At 69.9% G+C, this 17196-nt stretch carries 14 protein-coding genes; 3 read left to right on the plus strand and 11 right to left on the minus strand.

Annotated elements, in window-relative coordinates; genetic code table 11:
• Positions 1 to 16 precede the first annotated feature (16 nt).
• On the plus strand, positions 17 to 1732 hold the full coding sequence (locus EER30_RS20250) for a dihydroxy-acid dehydratase (RefSeq protein ID WP_127502069.1): 1716 nt from the start codon (positions 17 to 19) through the stop codon (positions 1730 to 1732).
• Here the strand turns inward: EER30_RS20250 and EER30_RS48740 are convergent.
• Entirely contained in the window at positions 1729 to 3198 is a 1470-nt protein-coding gene (locus EER30_RS48740) for a serine/threonine-protein kinase (RefSeq protein ID WP_240670172.1), read from the minus strand. The genes EER30_RS20250 and EER30_RS48740 overlap by 4 nt on opposite strands.
• A 119-nt stretch (positions 3199 to 3317) precedes the next feature.
• On the opposite strand from EER30_RS48740, the gene EER30_RS20260 reads away from it, so the two are divergent.
• Entirely contained in the window at positions 3318 to 4154 is an 837-nt protein-coding gene (locus EER30_RS20260) for a universal stress protein (protein WP_127502070.1), read from the plus strand.
• Between the two features lie 23 nt (positions 4155 to 4177).
• Here the strand turns inward: EER30_RS20260 and EER30_RS20265 are convergent, their stop codons facing one another.
• The 10 genes from EER30_RS20265 to EER30_RS20310 form a co-directional block, all read right to left on the minus strand.
• The gene (locus EER30_RS20265) at positions 4178 to 5521 is read right to left on the minus strand and encodes a hypothetical protein (RefSeq protein ID WP_127502071.1); all 1344 of its coding nucleotides are present in this window, start codon (positions 5519 to 5521) and stop codon (positions 4178 to 4180) included.
• Between the two features lie 16 nt (positions 5522 to 5537).
• Positions 5538 to 7283: a ferritin-like domain-containing protein gene (locus EER30_RS20270; protein WP_127502072.1), complete on the minus strand. Its 1746-nt coding sequence runs from the start codon at positions 7281 to 7283 to the stop codon at positions 5538 to 5540.
• 297 nt (positions 7284 to 7580) lie between these two features.
• On the minus strand, positions 7581 to 7964 hold the full coding sequence (locus EER30_RS20275; RefSeq protein WP_127502073.1) for a hypothetical protein: 384 nt from the start codon (positions 7962 to 7964) through the stop codon (positions 7581 to 7583).
• Between the two features lie 310 nt (positions 7965 to 8274).
• Entirely contained in the window at positions 8275 to 10368 is a 2094-nt protein-coding gene (locus EER30_RS20280; RefSeq protein ID WP_240670173.1) for a glycoside hydrolase family 27 protein, read from the minus strand.
• 416 nt (positions 10369 to 10784) lie between these two features.
• Positions 10785 to 11378 (minus strand): bifunctional 4-hydroxy-2-oxoglutarate aldolase/2-dehydro-3-deoxy-phosphogluconate aldolase, encoded by a 594-nt coding sequence (locus tag EER30_RS20285; RefSeq protein WP_127502075.1) that lies wholly within the window; start codon positions 11376 to 11378, stop codon positions 10785 to 10787.
• A complete protein-coding gene (locus tag EER30_RS20290) occupies positions 11375 to 12415 on the minus strand; it encodes a sugar kinase (RefSeq protein ID WP_284699709.1) in 1041 nt (346 codons plus the stop codon). Before EER30_RS20290 ends, EER30_RS20285 begins: the two co-directional genes overlap by 4 nt.
• A complete protein-coding gene (locus EER30_RS20295) occupies positions 12412 to 13167 on the minus strand; it encodes a hypothetical protein (RefSeq protein WP_127502076.1) in 756 nt (251 codons plus the stop codon). The genes EER30_RS20290 and EER30_RS20295 overlap by 4 nt, the downstream gene beginning before the upstream one ends.
• Positions 13161 to 14309, minus strand: coding sequence for a galactonate dehydratase (gene dgoD / locus EER30_RS20300; protein WP_127502077.1), 1149 nt, complete (start codon positions 14307 to 14309; stop codon positions 13161 to 13163). Before dgoD ends, EER30_RS20295 begins: the two co-directional genes overlap by 7 nt.
• Positions 14290 to 15012 (minus strand): FadR/GntR family transcriptional regulator, encoded by a 723-nt coding sequence (locus tag EER30_RS20305; protein ID WP_127502078.1) that lies wholly within the window; start codon positions 15010 to 15012, stop codon positions 14290 to 14292. The genes dgoD and EER30_RS20305 overlap by 20 nt, the downstream gene beginning before the upstream one ends.
• Before the next feature lie 25 nt (positions 15013 to 15037).
• The gene (locus EER30_RS20310; protein WP_127502079.1) at positions 15038 to 15787 is read right to left on the minus strand and encodes an SDR family NAD(P)-dependent oxidoreductase; all 750 of its coding nucleotides are present in this window, start codon (positions 15785 to 15787) and stop codon (positions 15038 to 15040) included.
• A 101-nt stretch (positions 15788 to 15888) separates the two neighbouring features.
• Here EER30_RS20310 and EER30_RS20315 point away from each other — a divergent pair, with 101 nt between their 5' ends.
• Positions 15889 to 17166, plus strand: a complete 1278-nt coding sequence (locus tag EER30_RS20315) for an ABC transporter substrate-binding protein (RefSeq protein ID WP_164842403.1) — start codon at positions 15889 to 15891, stop codon at positions 17164 to 17166.
• Positions 17167 to 17196 lie beyond the last annotated feature (30 nt).

The following is a 17196-nucleotide window of genomic DNA, read 5'->3' on the forward strand; positions in this document are numbered from 1 at the left end:
GCGTTACAGTCCGGACATGTCTGATCGGCGCAGCGCACAGTGGTACGGCGGCGACGACCGGAACAGCTACATCCATCGAGCCTGGATGCGGCGCGGACTGCCCGCCGACGCCTTCGACGGCCGTCCGCACATCGCGATCGCCAACACCGCCTCCGACCTGACGCCCTGCAACTCGCACCTCAACGAGGTCGGCCGCAGCGTCGCCGACGGCATCAACCGGGCGGGCGGCATCGCGCTGAACCTGCCGGTCGTGTCGCTCGGCGAGACACAGGTGCGGCCGACGGCGATGCTGTGGCGCAACATGGCCGCGATGGCGATCGAGGAGATGCTGCGGGCCAACCCGATCGACGGCGTCGTGCTGCTCGGCGGCTGCGACAAGACGATCCCCGCCCTGCTCATGGCGGCGGCGTCGGTCGACCTGCCGGCGGTCGTGGTGCCGGGCGGGCCGATGCTGACGGGCACGTTCCGGGGCGTACCGCTGGGGTGCGGCACTGACGTCTGGAAACTGTCGGAGGAGGTCAGGGCGGGCACGCTGAGCGCGGACGAGTTCCAGCGCTCGGAATCGTCGATGATCCGCAGCCGGGGCCACTGCAACACCATGGGTACGGCTTCCACGATGGGGCTGCTCGCCGAGGTGCTGGGCATGACGCTGCCAGGCATCGCGGGCACCCCGGCCCCGGACAGCCGCCTGCTCGAGGCGTCGTTCGCCACCGGAGAGCTCGCGGTCGACCTGGTCTCGCGTTCGTTGCGCCCGAGTCAGGTGATGACGGCCGCCTCGTTCCACAACGCGATCGTGGCGCTGGCGGCGATGGGTGGCTCGACGAACGCGGTCGTGCATCTGCTGGCGATCGCGGGGCGGCTGGGGGTGACGCTCTCCCAGGACGACTTCGACCGGATCGGCGCGGACGTACCGCTGCTCGTGGACCTGCAACCGGCGGGGCGCTTCCTGATGGAGGACCTCTATCGGGCCGGTGGGCTGCACGCGGTCTTGGCCGAGGTACGCGATCTGCTCGACCCGTCGGCGGTCACGGTCATCGGGGAGCCGCTGGTCAGCGCGTTAGGCGCGGCCATGGTGTACGACCGGGAGGTCATCCGGGCCCGTTCGGCGCCGTTGCAGGATTCCGCCGGCATCGCAGTGCTCTACGGCAATCTCGCGCCGGACGGGGCACTGGTCAAACCGGCCGCGGCCACCCCGGCGCTGCTGCAGCATCGAGGGCCGGCGGTCGTGTTCGACTCGGTGGAAGACCTGAACGCGCGGCTCGACGACCCGGCGCTCGAGGTCACGGCCGACTCGGTGCTGGTGCTGCGCGGCTGCGGGCCGAAGGGCTACCCGGGCATGCCCGAGGTGTCGAACATGCCGCTGCCGGCGAAGCTGCTGGCCGAGGGCGTCCGCGACATGGTGCGGGTCTGCGACGGGCGGATGAGCGGCACGGCGTACGGGACTGTGGTGTTGCACGTGGCTCCGGAAGCGGCCGCGGGCGGGCCGTTGGCCAAGGTGCGTACGGGCGACATGATCGTGCTCGACCTGCAGAACCGGCGGCTCGACGTGGACGTGCCCGCCGACGAGTGGGAGGCCCGGGTGCCCTCGGCCGAGGCCGCCCGGGCCTACGCGGCGCCGCGGCGGGGCTGGGAGAAGCTCTACGTCGACACGGTCGGGCAGGCCAACACCGGGGCCGACCTTTCCTTCCTGGTCGGGTCGAGCGGTGACCAGGTGTCGCGCGAGTCGCACTAGATCAGCGTCGGCCTGCCCTCCGAACAGCTCACGGTCATCGTGGTGACCTCGTTGCCGCGTTTGAACGTGACCGACGGCGAGGAGGACGGACCCTCGTCGGCCTCGGCGACCTTGAACGGACGTCGCGCCTCGTAGGACAGGATCTGTGCGGTGCCGGCCGACGGGCAGGTGGCTTCGAGCGTGCCGGCGGTCGAGGAGAGGGTGCGCACGGCCGGGGCGGTCGTGGCGGTCTCGGTGGCCGTCGGTGTTGTCGTCGCGGTGGGCCGGGTGGTCGCGGACGGCGCGGGCGGCGTCGCCGACGGCGGCTCGCCGATCGCGTTCGCGGAGGTCGTGGGCGCGGCCGGGGCCAGGGTCGGCTCGCCGGGTGGTTGCTCGCCCCGATTATGCCTCCGGTCGGGTGAGGCCGGTGGCCGTCCGTTCCGTGACGGGGCGACCGAGGCCGACGGGCCGTCGGCGACAGCGGGGACGGACGGATCCTGATCGTCCGGGATCAGCAGCCAACCGGCGGCGCCGGCGGCGACCAGGAGCGCGGCCGCGGCGGCCCACCGGCTGGTCCGGCGGGGAGCGGGTTCGCGGGGCTCGGCGCCCGCCGTGCCGGGTTCGGTGATCGTTTCGTGAGACTCGGCGGCGGCCGCTTCGCGGGGCTCGGCGCTCAGCAGGGCTGCGACCTCGCGGGCGCTCGGGCGCTGGGCGGGATCCTTGAGCAGGCACCGTTCGCACAGGTCGGCGATGTGGGCGGGCACGCCGGTGACCGGGGGCAGCGGCGCCGGGTCGAGGTAGATGTGCGCGGTCAGCATCTGGGTGGTGTCCTCGGTCGTCCACGGGGAATGACCGGAGAGCAGGTAGTAGAGGACCACGCCCAGCGCGTAGACGTCCGACGCCGGCTCCACCGCGTCGTCGATCAGCCGCTCGGGAGCCAGGTAGGCCGGGGTGCCGAGCACCTCCGGGTCGAGCTCGCCGGTGCTGCTCGGAGCGGTGGCGGCGGCGATGCCGAAGTCGACGACCTTGGCGCCGGTCGGGCCGAGCATGACGTTGGCCGGCTTGATGTCACGGTGCACCAGCCCGGCGGCGTGCGCGGCGGCCAGGGCGTACGCGATCTCGGCGCACACCCGCATCGCGAAGCGGGGCGTCACCGGGCCCGCGGCCAGGCGCTGTGAGAGCGTGCCGCCCTCGACGAGCTCCATCACGACGTACGGGAAGGTCTGGCTCTCGGTGGTCATCTCGCCGTAGTCGTGAACCTGGGCGATGTTGGGGTGCGACAGGGCCGCGGCCGCCCGGGCCTCCTGCTGGACGCACCGATCGCCGGGCCGGTTCGACACGATCTTGACCGCGACCGTGCGCGCCAGCACGTGGTCGTGGGCTCGCCAGACGACCGCCGCACCGCCCGCCCCGATCGCGGTCAGCAACTCGTAGCGGCCGCCGAGCACCAGTCCGGCCACATCGTCCCCCGTGATTGCTCCGTTCACCCGAGGCAGTCTGCCTCCATCGACGGTCGTGCGCATCCCCGAGTCGGCCCGTGTTGCAATCCGTGCACCGGCCCTTGTCAATCGCGCCCGCGCGGAGTGACGCTGGAGGTCGTGCCGCCGTGCTCAACGGCGACCGCCTGGTCAAGGAGGCGGACATGATGAAGTCGCGGATCGTGGTCGGCGTCGACGGCTCGGCGCACGACACCCCGGCGGTCACCTGGGCGGCGACCGAGGCGGTGCGGCGCGGAGCCGAGCTGAGGATCCTGTCGGCGTACTATCGCCGGCGCTCGACCCCGGGCTCGACGGGCAGCCACTCGGCCGAGCTGTACGCGGCGTCCGCGGTGCAGCGGGCGGTGGCGCAGGCCCGCGAGGTAGCCCCGGGGGTCGAGGTGCGCTGCCAGGCCCTCCCGGGGTACGCGGTGCCGGTGCTGGTGCACGCGTCGGACGAAGCAGCGATGATCGTCGTGGGCAATCGCCGCGACGGTGGTTTCCCGGGCCTGCCGATCGGGTCGGTGGGCAGCCAGGTCGCCACGCAGGGGCGGTGCTGCGTGGTCGTGGTGCGGGGCCGGTTCGGGGCCGGGGCCGGGCCGGTGATCGCCGGGCTGGACGACGGACCGGCCGCCTCAGCGGTGATCGCGCGCGCCTTCGAGGAGGCGTCGCTGCACAACACCGGGGTCGAGGCCGTCACGGTCGGGTCGTGGGGCGCCTCCGCTGAAGATCCGCTGGGCAGCGATTCGGATCCGCAGCTCGACCCGTGGCGCGAGAAGTACCCCGAGGTCGCGGCCAGCCACGAGTTCGTCCCGGGGAGGCCCGACAAGGTGCTGGCCCAGAAGTCGCGCTCGGCCAGCCTCGTCGTGGTCGGGCCTCGTACGCACGGGTTCCAGGGGTTGATGCTCGGCTCGATCGGCAACCGCCTGCTCGAGCGGGCGGGCTGCCCGGTTCTGATCGCTCGCTGATCCGGGCAGCCCTGGTCCGCTCGTCAGCGGACTCGCAGAGTGGCTAGGGCGGGGCGGTCGAGGGAGCTCGGGCCGGCCGTGGCGTCCGGGCTCAGACTGCTGATGTGGTGGGCGCAGAGCTCGTCGGAGTGGAACGCGAACATGTGGGTCTCGAAGGTGAACGAGGTGAAGAACCCGAAGTAGCCGATCACGGGCGAGCCGTCCGCGTCGCACCGCAGGCCGGCGTCGACCTTGCCGACGAAGACCTCCTTACGGTTCCAGCCGAACCTCAGCGTCCCCACCCGTACCTCGAACTGGTCGGGATGCAGTTCGAGGACGGCGGCGCTCTTCGCCGGGCTGACCGCGGCCAGCAGGTGACCGATGCGCCGGGCCAGGTTCCGTCGCTCGGGCGAGTCGTCCGGCGGCAGCTTCTCGTAGTCGAGCACGAGCAGGTCGAGGCGGGTCTCGCTGAACGTCCGCAGGTCGGGCAGCCCGAACTCGATCAGTTCCGCGTTTGCGTTGACCAGGCCGTTCGCGATCGGCCGGGAGTCGGGTATCCGCGTGTGCTCGTTCTGGAACGTCGCCTTGTGGGTGAACGGCCCGACGGCCGACGCGCCCGAGAAACGATCGCCGAGATGCACTTCGAACAGGCCGAACGGTTCGCGGGCGTCGTCGTAGAACTCCTCCGGCGTGGGCTCGGCCGGGTTCATGTCGCGGTTTCCGGCGAAGTAGGTGTTCGGTCCCAGGTCGGCCGGTTCGCCGATCATCGGATCGCCGGCGGTGAACTCCTCGATCCCCGCGTGCGTCAGACCGCTGATCCGGTCGACCGTCGTCACCACCGGGGCGGCATGCGACCGCAGGCTCAGCGGGTCGTTGAAGCGGATCTGCCGGCCGACCGGGGTCTCGACCCGCTCCGGTACGAAGTCCGGCGGCTCGACGAACGGCGGTTCGCCCTCCAACGCCCACGTCCAGCCCGGCCCCACGTCCTCGGTGGTGGGCGTATACATCGGGTTCGAGTTGTAGAAGGCGGGCTGGGTCGCGAACCGCGCCTGGAAACGGCCCCGGAAATGCACGGTCGGGTTGGCGATGCACGTGACCGGCATGCTCCAGAGCACGGCGTCGCCCTCGACCACTTCAATGATCGTGTCCGCCCGGGTGACGCTCTTCGCGGTCGCGTGCACCCGTACCGCCGTCGGCGCGGTGGTGACCTCGACGGACGACTCGGAGAACACCAGCCCCGCGGCATCGGGCGCGGCTCGCAGCGTGACGGAGACCGGGTCCGCGTCACTGTGCAGTGAGAGGGTGGCGTGGAAAACCTGGGCGCCCAGCGGCGCGATCAGGAAACCCTCGCCGGTAGTGGCGCCTTGCAACGACACGACGATCGTCATGTCATCCTCCTATGGGCTAGTCGGGGAAGTTCTCGTCCACCCACGACTTGATCAGCAGAAACTCCTCACCGGTGGTCGGCAGCTTCGGTCGCGACTGCGGCATCCGGGTGCGCAACATCTCGATCAACAGGGCCTCGGCCTCCGGGTCGGCCGGCGCCATCACGTTCGCCTCGTCGATGGAGACCTGGAGCAGCTCGTTCCTCCGCAAATTCCAGAAGCGGCCCTGACCGTCGTGCCCCGGGTTACCGGCACCGGCCGCCCAATCCAGAACATCCCGTACGGAATCCGTGCGTGAGCGCTGCGTGGAGCCATCGGTGGCCCTCGCCGTCGCCTCGGCCAGCTTGCGTTCGTCCGACGCGAGCAGGTGGGTGAGGAGGAGATGCTGGACCGACCCGGCCACGGCCCCGTCGTGGAGCTCGGCGGCGATCGTCAGGCTCTCGGCGAAGGCGGCCCGCAGGTCGGACCAGCGGGAACCGGTCGCCAGCCACGGCGGCAGCGTGAACGGCAGCGCGGCGACCTGGGCGGTGGTGGGCGTGGCGGTCCTCGGCATCTGGCGCAGCAGTTCGGCGAGCTTGCGGAGGGAGTACATCTCGGCGAAGCACCAACCGCGAAGGAAGGCCAGATCGTTGCCGGGGAAGCGGAGGCTGTGCTCCAGCGAGCCGAGCAGGATGGCGTACCGGAGATCGGCGAGGCGTGCCCACCGCACCGTCGTGGGATGGGAGATGACGTTGTCGCCGGCCTGCTGCTCTTCCCCGGTCTCCCGCCCGTCGAGGAGGATCTGGCTTCCGGTGGGCACGGGCTGAACCCCGGGCGGCGGGTTGGTGCCGAGGCCGTCGGCGCCGAAGAACGTGACGAAGAGGTTGTAGAAGCGGCGGAAGTGCGCGGTCTCGGTGGCGATCGGGGACGGGCCCTCGCCCTGCAGACCGATGTCGCGGAGGGCTTCCAGAGCTTCACGGCGGCTCGCGACGACGAAGACGCGGAACTCGTCGATGGACTTCACCTTCGACCGGTCCCATTGGCTGTCGGAGGCCTGTTCGGGGGCGGAGGCCGGGCGGAAGGCGTCGTCGGGGAGGTGGAGCTTGTCGCGGCCGCCGTAGAAGACCGCCGCCTCGGCTGCGAGGTCGCTGACGGCCATGAACCAGGGATCCACGCTCTCGCCCAGCGACTCCTCGTTGCCGAAGACCGCGGCGAGAAGGGCGTACAACGTGCCTACCCGGTTCACGGGCTCGTGCGCCGGGCCCAGCGCGAGCTCCGCGATGTGGGCGAGGACGGCCGGGTCGACCCCGGGTGGCGCCTCGGCGGGCGACTCGGCCACGACGTACTTCGCGAGGGAAACGTGCGTCACCGGCTCCAGGCGGAAGTCGAACGGGAACAGGCGGTCGTCCGCGCTCGCCGGAGGGCCGAAATCCTGGCGGTACAGGTAGGGCTGCGCCCCCACGAACCTCAGCAGGTTCTGGACCGTCATCAGGTGGCTCATCTCCTCGACGGCCACGTCGGCGATCTCTTGCATCGTCGGCCCGAACGAGTAGCCGGCGTAGAGGTACTGCACCATGAGGGCGTGCTCGACCTGGGCGGCCACCCGCAGCAGGGTCAGCGCCTTGTCGACAGGGGACTCCGGGAGTTCGGGGAACTCGATCTGCGGCTCTGACTCGCGGTGGGCCGCTGTCGCCTGCAGCAGCGGCAGCCGGGTGAGACCGTGGACGTCGCGCTTCGGGTCCTGAAGCTCGTGACGCCGCCAGGTGAGTGTGATTCCCGCCGTCATGATTCCCTCCTGACTCCCACACCCGGAATTTCGCGAATCTGTCTCGCCAATCGCGATCTTTTCTTCGCATCGGGGCCGGCGTGGTTCAAACCTGTTCCTGGTGGGCAGTGATGTCAAGGATGAGGGAATGGGAATCCTGGTCGGATCGGCGATTGTCCGAAAGCCGACTGAGATGCTTGGCGAAATCTTTCTCCATGCACATCCTGGTAATTTCCACGGATGCGATGAATCGTTTTCGTCCGTATTGAACAATGCGTCGGGTATTTGTCGTCCGTGCCGTCCGCGGCTCTCGCCGGGCTACGGCAGTGTTCGCGCGAACCGTTCCGCGCGCATGAGCTGATCGCTGTCGAGGTGGCGGGCATCCCAGGCCAGAGCCGCGATCTTCGCGCTCTCGGGGTGGACCGGGCCGTCGATCACGTACGGGCCGTCGCCGACCAAGCGCAGAAGTTCAGCATTGCGCGGGCGAATATTGCGATTTCTGGCCAAACGAAGCAGTAAAGATCCGGCCCCGGCCGGATAATTGTCCGTCGGGGCGGGCTCGCCCCGGGGCTCCGAGGGCATCGATCGCACAAATTCGACCAGCCGGTCGAACTGGGCGGAATTGAGTGACACGGCACAGCCGAGTAACCGGCCCACGTCCCGCGACGGCGTCGGCCAGGCCGACGCCAGGTCGTGCGGCACCTCAAGCTAAGCGATGACGAATAGATCAGCGGCGTGAATACGGAGAGCCGGAGCCAGCCTTCTGACCAATTCCGGTGCAGGCGTCGCTCCGCCGATCACCGCATCCAGCTCGGACGGCGGCACGGTGGCCTGGTGCGCCAGGTCTTCGATGTGCCTCTTCCGCGACGGCCTGCGGTGGGTCAGCAGCCGCCACAGCCGAACCCCGAAGGGGGACCGTTCGTGCACGGCCCCAAGGTAACGGCCCCCGCCAACGCGGTCGCCATCCGCGACCCGGGCGGGGGTGCCGGTCGATCCGGCACCCCCGGTCCGGTCAGAGCGCGGTGCGGTGGATGTGGCCGTCGACGCCCCGGAGGACGATGACGGCGGAACCGTTCGGGCCGGGCTCGGTGCCCAGCGGTCCCTGGATCTCGTCGGTGGCGAACTCGGAACGCTGGAACCAGCCGCCCCAGGCGCCGTCGACAAAGTTGCGCTGCCAGAGGCGGTTGTCGGCGGCTACGGCGAACAGGTAGACGCGTCCCTCGGTGGCCAGCAGGGTCGGGCTGCCGTTCAGGGTGCCGCCGAGGTTCTGCCAGTCCGACCAGACGCCGTTCGTGGAGACGCGTTCCCAGATCTCGTCGGTGCGGTGCCGGACGGTCACGTGGACAGCCCCGGACGCGTCGACAGCCGCGCTCGGGCGACCCCGCACGCCTCGGCCGTTCGGACCGCCGATGCTCGTCCAAGCGCCGGTGCGGGACTTGGCGCGGACCAGTCCATCGGTGCCGCGGGCAAAGACAGTCCACTCGGTCGGGCTCGTGAACGCCACTGACGGCGAGTCGGCGACCGGGCCGCCCAGGTCGGACCAGGCACCCCAGCGCGAGTCGGTCAGGGCGCGATGCCAGACCTTGCCCTCGATGCCGCGAACGAACAGGTCGACGCGGCCACCCGCGGAGGCGTACGCGGCAGGCTGCCCCGTGATGGGCCGACCTAGGCTCGACCACGTGCCGTTGACGTTCTCGCGGACGACGCCGTCGGTGCCGCGGGCGAAGACGCGTCCGCCGGCGGCCGCCGGGCTGTCGGAGGCCGGACCCAGGTCAGTGCCGATCACGTCGTCGGTGCCGGTGAGGCCGAGCATCTCGACGCCGTGGGCGGGCACGGTGGTCGTGTAGGAGCCGGTGAACGTGCCGGCGTCCGAGTTCGTCCACAGGTTGCGCACTCGTGCAGTGCCGCCGAGCGCGACGTCCGCGAAGTTCACGGTGATCTGCTGGGCGGTGTCACCACGGTTGAGCAGAGCCACGGCCCGGCGTCCCTGACCGGCGAGGGTCTTGCTCCACACCTGCGTGGTGGACGACGGGTCGGCGACCTTCACGCCCTGGCGAACGAGCGGGTCCTGGTCGACCGCGACGATCTCCGGGTTGCGCAGCGCGGCGATCATCTCGGCGGGCAGCGTACGAGGGTCTGAACCGATGACGAGCGGCGCGGACATCAACGCCCACATCCCCAGCTGTGTCTTCGACTCGTCGAACGTCAGCTCGGTGCCGCCGCCGGGCTTCGGCCGCATCGGCACCAGATAGTCGGGGTCGTTGAAGTGCCCCGGCTTGGTCGCGGACGGGTGATACGCGTTGACGTCCATGTTGCGCAGCACCCACTGGTACTGCCACTGCGGCTGCGCGTCCACCAGCCCGACATCGGTGTAGGTCCGCCAGGAACGAGCGATCTCAGGCGCGTACGTGTAACTCCATGTGGACAACTGCTCCGGCGGATAGGGCCCGCCACCCCAATCGCTGCTCACCGGGTTGCAGATGTTGAGGAACATCTTGCGCGGAGACCGGTCGACCTCGGCGGCCAGCTGCCGGAACGTGGTCTCGGGGTCGAGCCCCGCCGCGCGCCCGCACAGCCAGTCGGCCTTGAGGGCGTCGAACCCCCACCGAGCGAACTGACGTACGTCGTCCCGGAAGTAGCCGTGACTCCCGAGGCCGCACTGCCCAGGGATGTAAGGCCCCGCGTCGGTGTAGATACCCGCCTGGAACCCGCGATCGTGCAGATAACGCGTGAGCGCCCCCATGCCGGAGGGGAATCGATCGGGGTCGGCGACGAGTTCGCCGGCGGTGTTGCGCGGGGTGGGCGCAGCCCAGTTGCCGTCGATCCAGATCACTTTGTAGCCCGCTTCGCGCAGGCCGTTGGTCGCCATGAAGTCGGCGATCGACTTCACCTCGTTCTCGGTGGGGTCACCACCGAGGCCGAAGTAGGTGTTCCACCCCATGTAGGGCGTCAGCCCCTGCGTCGAGCTGGTGGGCTTCGCGCCGGTGGGCTTCGCGCTGTTCCCGGCGATCGGCGGTGCAGCCGAGGCCGAGGTCGCGATCTGCGTGGGGACGGCGATCAGTGGAAGGAACAGGGCAGAGAGAGCAGCGGTACGGAGGAATCGCACGGTCACTCCTCAATCGAGGATAGAAGGGGATGAGGATTGGACATCGGTGTTCACGGCTTCTGGAAGCGTGCTTCTGAGGGCGTGCTTCTGAGCGTGTGCTTGTGAAGGCGTGCTTCTGAGGGCGTGCTTGTGGAGGCGCGCGAGCTGTTGACATCGGCCTGTGGAGGGGTGTCGGGCCGCAATGCGGCTGTGGATGGAGAGCGTCGAAAATCGCGGGGGTGGGGGATCGCTCCCCGACAGAGCGGTCAAACAGGGATTTTCTATGGCGAATCGCTGTGAGCGAGACGCGCAGATGCGAGCGATGCGAACTGCGCATTCGCTCAGGGCGGCCCGTTGAGGGCGGGTGTGGGTTGGGGACGGTGTGCTGGGGCGGGTGTACGCGCAGCGTGGTGCGGCGGGGGGGGGGGGACGCTGGGTTATGGGTTGAGAAGACCGGCGATCTGGTCGCGTTGGGATGGGTCGGCCAGGGCAGCGCCCAGAGCGACCACGCGGGCGCCGGCGTTGAGGAAGTCAGGCGCGGAGGAGACGGTCAGGCCGCCGGTCGCTACGAAGTTGACATCGGGGAACGGGCCTAGCAGGGCCGAGATCCAGGCCGGGCCGAGAGCTGCCGCCGGGAAGGCTTTGAGCCAGCGGCAGCCGGCCAGCCACGCCTGCTGAACATCGGTTGCTGAGCCGACACCGGGCAGGTGCGGCATTCCGGCGGACTGGCTGGCGGCCAGAACGGCTCGATCGAAGCCCGGAGCGACCGTGTATTGCGCGTTGGCCTCGACGGCGGCCCGCACCTGATCGGGAGTGATCACCGTGCCGGCGCCTACACGAAGGCCACGTTCGCCGGCCGCGTCGGCGGCGGCACGCAGGGAGGCGACCGCGTCCGGCGTGCCGATCGGGATCTCGAGGACGGTGACGCCGGCGTCCCACAGCGAACTCGCGACGGTGACAGTTTCCCGCGGGGACATGCCGCGCAGGATGGCCATGACCTTGCGGTCGCCGAAGATGTCGTCGAAGGTCATCGGGTTTCCTCCAGGTAGGTCAAGCCACCGGTGACGCCCACGGATGTGTCGTCGCCGGGGGTGCGCTCGGAAGTGTCGTCGCCGGTGGTTGCCAGGGTCGCGACGTCGCCGGTGGTGGCCAGGGCGGCGGCGGCCGTGCGGTGGCCCAGGCGCAGGCGTTCGGGTTCGGGAAGGTCTCGCAGGAGGCCGGCGAGGTAGCCGGCCGCGTAGGCGTCGCCGGCGCCGATCGGCTCGACCACGTCGACGCGGGGTGCGGGTTCGAAAGTCGTGCCGGTCGGGTGGAACGACGTTGCGCCGACGGAGCCGTCCTTGACTACCAGCACCTCGGGGTCGGGAAGAAGCGCGCGCACGTCGGCCGGGGTTTTCGTGCCCCACAGGATTTGTGCCTCGTCGAGGCCCACGAAGACAATCGATGCTCGATTGGCCAGGCTGTGGAGAACGGGAGCAGCTTCGGCAGTCGTCCACAGCCGCGAGCGGTAGTTGACGTCGAAACTGCAACGCCTTGTGGTCAACAGCCGGTCGACGAGTTCGGCACAGCTTGTGGACAGCGCGGGGGTGATGCCGCTCAAATGCGCAATACGTGCGGGGGGAACGCGCGTTGAGGGGCCGAGCGCTGAAGCAGCCGAGCCTGCGCGGTAGTAGAAGACCCGAGTCGTCTCACCGGGATCCTTGAAGAAGACGCCGGTCGGCGCAGCGCGGTCGAGCTCGACGAAGGTGGTGTCGACGCCGTAGTCATCGATTCGCGTCTTGACGAGCTGGCCGAGTGGATCGTCGCCGAGCCGGCTCACCCAGGTGGCCCGCACGCCGAGCTGAGCCAGATAGCAGGCGACAGTCGACTCCGCCCCGGCAACGTCGATCCGCGCCGGACCCCCGAACCGCAGCGGAGAAGCCGGCTCGGGCGTAACAAGAACCATGGTCTCGCCGACGCAGGCGACCTCGAGGTCGTCGCTGTTCATGTGCGGGGTGGATGGGCTGCTGCTCGAGGTGGATCGCCTGTCGCTCGGAGCGGGCGGGTTGCTGCTGGGGGAAGGGGTCATGATGCGGTCACCGTCAAGGTCCAGTCGCAGGTGCCGGTGGCGGGAACTCTTGCCGCGTCGTCCGGGCCTGCTTCGGCCAGGTCGAAGACTCGGCCGAGCATGGGTTCTACGCCGATGCTGCGGTAGGGGACGTCTGTGGGCCAGCCGCGCAGGTTGCGCCAAAGGGCTGTGGATATCGGCTGGCCGGGTGCGTCCAGGAGGAACGTCAAGCGTTCGCCGTCGATGACCGTGGTGGTGGGGCAATCGATCAGGATCGCGCCGATGGCCGTGCCGTCGTCGGGGCCGAGTCGTTCCAGCGGGGTGGGCCAGGTCGCGATCTCGCCGCCGTCGATGCGGGTCTCGGTGCCGGCCGGTGCCTGCAGGACAGCCGTCGGTGAGACGTCGAGCAGGGCATGCGCTGCCCACAGGAAGCGATACCCGGGAGCGGCATCCAATCGATAGTGCACGACCAGAGAGCCGTCCGACTGGCTGAATTCGCGACGCAGGGTGAAGTCGGGGCACTGAACGGACGCCGCGGTTGTGGATAACGGCGTCCACGCGCGTGACCACGCATCGCCGTGATCGGGCACGCCGCGGATGGTGGGGACGCACTCCTCGAGGCCACCGGCATCGACGAACGCGCCGCCGGGGCGCACCGCTGCTCGCGCCGGATCCGGGCGGTGCCAGAGCCAGCTGCGGCCCCCAGCGGCGGGTTGGGTGGTGAGGGTGGTCCAGCGGCCGCCGAGGGCTGGGTCCGTTGTGGCGGTCACCATTCGGCGAAGGAGCCGTCGGTGTGGCGCCAGACCGGGTTGCGCCAGGCGTGGCCGTTGGCGTCGGCACGGCGTACGGCGGCCTCGTCGATTTTGATCCCCAGGCCGGGGGCGTCCCAGCGGGCTATGTGGCCGTCGACGATCTGCAGGGGTTCGGGGTCGGCCACGTAGGAGAGCAGGTCAGCGCTGCCGTTGTGGTAATGGATGCCCATGCTCTGTTCCTGGATCAGGAAGTTGGGGGTTGCGAACGCGACGTGCAGGCTCGCGGCCAGCGCGATGGGCCCGAGCGGGCAGTGCGGCGCCAGCAGCGCACCGTACGTCTCGGCGAGCGCGGCGATGCGGCGGACCTCGGAGATGCCGCCCGCGTGGGACAGGTCGGGCTGCACGACGCTGACCCCGGCCTGCAGCGCCGGCAGGAAACCGGCCCGGTCGTAGAGCCGCTCGCCGGTCGCGACCGGGATCGGTGCGCAGCGCACCAGGTCACCGAGCAGGTGCGTCTGTTCGGGGACCAGCGGCTCCTCGACCAGCAGCGGGCGCAGGGGCGCGACCGCAGGCAGGATCATGCGCGCGGCGGGCAGGGACGCGCGGCCGTGCAGGTCGATCGCGACGTCGCGCGTGTCGCCCAGGGCTTCACGGGCTGCCGCGACCCGCTCGACGATGCCGTTGACCTCGGCGACCGTCGGTACGGGGGAGAGGCGGCCGCTGGCGTTCATCTTCACCGCGGTCATACCGGCGGCCACGTGGGCCTCGATGGCGTCGGTGAGCTCGGCCGGTTCGTCGCCGCCGACCCAGGCGTACACCCGGGCCTTGTCTCTCAGCGGACCGCCGAGCAGGGCGTGGACCGGGGCGCCGTAGGCCTGGCCGGCGATATCCCAGAGGGCTTGGTCGATGCCCGCGACGGCGCTGGAGAGGATGGGCCCGCCGCGGTAGAAGCCGCCCTTGGTGAGGGTCTGCCAGTGGCGTTCGATGTGCAGCGGGTCCTCGCCGATCAGGTACTCCGCCAGGACCTCGATCGCGGCGCGCACCACCTCGGCGCGGCCCTCGACTACCGGTTCGCCCCAGCCGACGATGCCCTCGTCGGTGGAGACGCGGCAGAACAGCCACCGCGGCGGTACGAGGAAGGTCTCAATCCTGTCGATCTTCATGCTGGGTCCTCTCCAACCGGGCCACGTCCTCGACGGCCTGGTCGAGCAGCTTGCCCATGGCGCGTGCGGCCTGGGTGGGGTTGTGGCGCCGGATCGCGTCCACCACGGCTTTGTGGCTGGGCACCGGGTCGTCCGCGCCGGCCGCGCCGTGGACCATGCGGTCACGTTCGGCCAGGCCGGTCTCGATCACCACCTCCATGCGTTGAATGAGCTCGTTGTGGGTGGCGGCGAGCAGCGCCCGGTGGAAAGCGAGGTCGGCGGCGACCGCGGCCACCGGGTCGTCGCCCGCGGCGGCCATGTCGGCCAGCGCGGCTTCGAGGGCTTCCACGTCGGCCGGGGTGGCGCGGGCGGCGGCGAGGCTGGCCGCGCCGGGTTCGACGATGCCGCGCAGTTCGTGCAGGTCGTCGAAGAGTCCGGGCCGGTGCGGCGCGCGGGCGAACTGCCAGCGCAGCACGTCGGCGTCGAGCAGACTCCAGTGCGCGCGGGGGCGTACGAAGGTGCCTCTCTTGGGCCGGGCGTCGACCATGCCCTTGGCCGCGAGCACGCGAAGCGCTTCACGTAGCACGGTGAGGCTGACGTCGAACTCGGCTTGCAGCGCGATCAGATCGAGCGTGGACCCCTCGGGCATCCGGCCGTCGAGAATGCGCTGCGCGAGGATTTCCACAGTCTGTCCGTGCACGCCACGCGCCGAGTACTGCTGCATCAGTGGGATCCCATTCTGTGGATATTCACGAGGATGACTTGGTCGCGGTCCAGCCGCCGTCGACCACCAGGCTCGTGCCGGTCACGAAGGCGGCGTCGGGCGAGGCCAGGAAGGCGACCGCCGCGGCGACCTCCTCCGGCGTGCCGAAGCGGCCTGCCACAGTCTCGGCCACGCTGAGCGCCCTGTCCTCTTCGGACACCCAATCCCACGCGGACGTCATGATGGGGCCCGGGAGCACGGCATTCACCCGAAGGGCGGGACCGTACTCGACGGCGAGCTGCCGCGCGAGGGCGACCAGCCCACCTTTCGCGGCGGCGTAGGCGGGCCGGCCCGGCAGCCCGACGAGCGCGTGCACCGACGAAACCACGACCACAGCTCCCTCGTACGCCCTCAGGTCGTCGAGAAGTGCGCGGAAACCGAGGAACGTGCCCGTCAGGTTGACCGCCATCTGCCTCTCCCAGGAGGCGAGCGAGGTCTGGCCGGCGGGCGAGACGTCGACGGTGAAGGCGTTGCTCACGAGCACGCCGACCGGCCCGTACGTGTCACGCGCTGTAGTCGCGACCGTGGCCCAGTCGTCCTCGCTGGAGACGTCGGCGACCACCGCTCGCGCCCGGCCCCCGGCGGCCTCGATCTGCTTGACCACAGCGTCGGCCGGGCGGAGGTCGGCGAGCACCACCGAGGCGCCCTCGGAGGCCAAGCGAACCGCGCAGGCGGCGCCTATGCCGGACGCAGCCCCGGTCACCACCGCCGTCCGACCTGCGAAGCGACCTGTCATGCACGCACCTCCGGCAACGACTCTTCATTAATTACGAAGATATATTGACAGCCTCGCCACGGTGATGCAACCTCTTGGAAACACAAACCAGGAGGCTCAGCATGATCTCTGCTCCCCTCAGTCGCCGCGGGTTCCTGGCCGGGCTCGGCGGTGTCGGCGTGGCCGGTCTTCTCGGCGCATGCGCTACCGGCAGTGACGAAGGCTCGGCGGCCGCCTCCACGACGCTGACCCTGCAGTCCTCGCTCTCCGACCCCGACCCCAAGGCCGCGCTGACCAAGGTCGTCGAGGGATATACCAAGAACAAGACGACGCTCAACACGATCGCGATCGAGACGTTCCGGGCACAGCTGCCCACCTACCTGAACTCGGGCAACCCGCCGGACGTGCTGACCTGGTACGCGGGTTCGGTCGCGCGCGACTACTCGAGCAAGGGCTTCCTGCTCGACGTCTCCGACCTGTGGACGGGCGACGGGCCCTGTGCGAAGTTCTCGCCCGCGCTCAAGGAGTTGTCCACAGCCGAGGGCAAGCAGATCTTCGTGCCGACGAACTACTACTGGTGGGGCGTCTTCTATCGCAAGAGCGCGTTCCAGGAGTGGGGCGTGCAGGTCCCGAAGACCTGGGACGAGTTCATCGCCGTCTGCAAGACCCTCAAGGGCAAGGGCGTGGCCCCGATCAGCATGGGCACCGGCTCCACCCCGTGGGTCGCGGCCGCCTGGTTCGACTACCTCAACCTGCGGATCAACGGCGCCGAGTTCCACCGCGAGCTGCTCGCCGGCCAGCACTCGTTCGACGGTGCCGAGGTCAAGACCGTCATGGACCACTACCGCCAGCTCGTCGAGTACATCGACCCCAAGGGCCGCTCCTACTCCTTCCAGGACGCCATCACCCCGCTGGTGTCGAAGAAGGCCGGCATGTACCTGATCGGTGCCTTCGCCACCTCGGCGGTGCCGGCGGACGCGCTGGACGACCTCGACTTCTTCCGCGTGCCGATCATCGACCCGAACGTGCCGGTCGCGGAGGAGGCACCGACCGACGGCTACTTCGCCAGCGCCAAGACCCGCAATCCACAGGGCGCGAAAGACCTGCTCGCCTACCTGGCCTCGGCGCCGGCACAGCAGCAGTTCATCGAGCTCTCGAAGTCGGGCAACCTGCCCACCTCGGCCGAGGTCGACACCACTAAGTTCTCGCCGCTGGTGCAGAAGGGCATCACGATGCTGAACGAGAGCAAGGCCATCACCCAGTTCTTCAACCGGGACTCCAGCGACGAGTTGCAGACCACCGCCGACACCGCGCTGACCAAGTTCCTCGACAAGCCCGGCGACGTCAACAAGATCCTCGCCGAGTGGCAGGCGTCCGCGAAGAAGGTCCTCGGATCGTGACCGCCGTAGCGACCCGGCCCGCATCCCCGG

It is taken from the genome of Actinoplanes solisilvae (assembly GCF_003999975.1).
Taxonomy (GTDB): Bacteria; Actinomycetota; Actinomycetes; order Mycobacteriales; family Micromonosporaceae; genus Actinoplanes; species Actinoplanes solisilvae.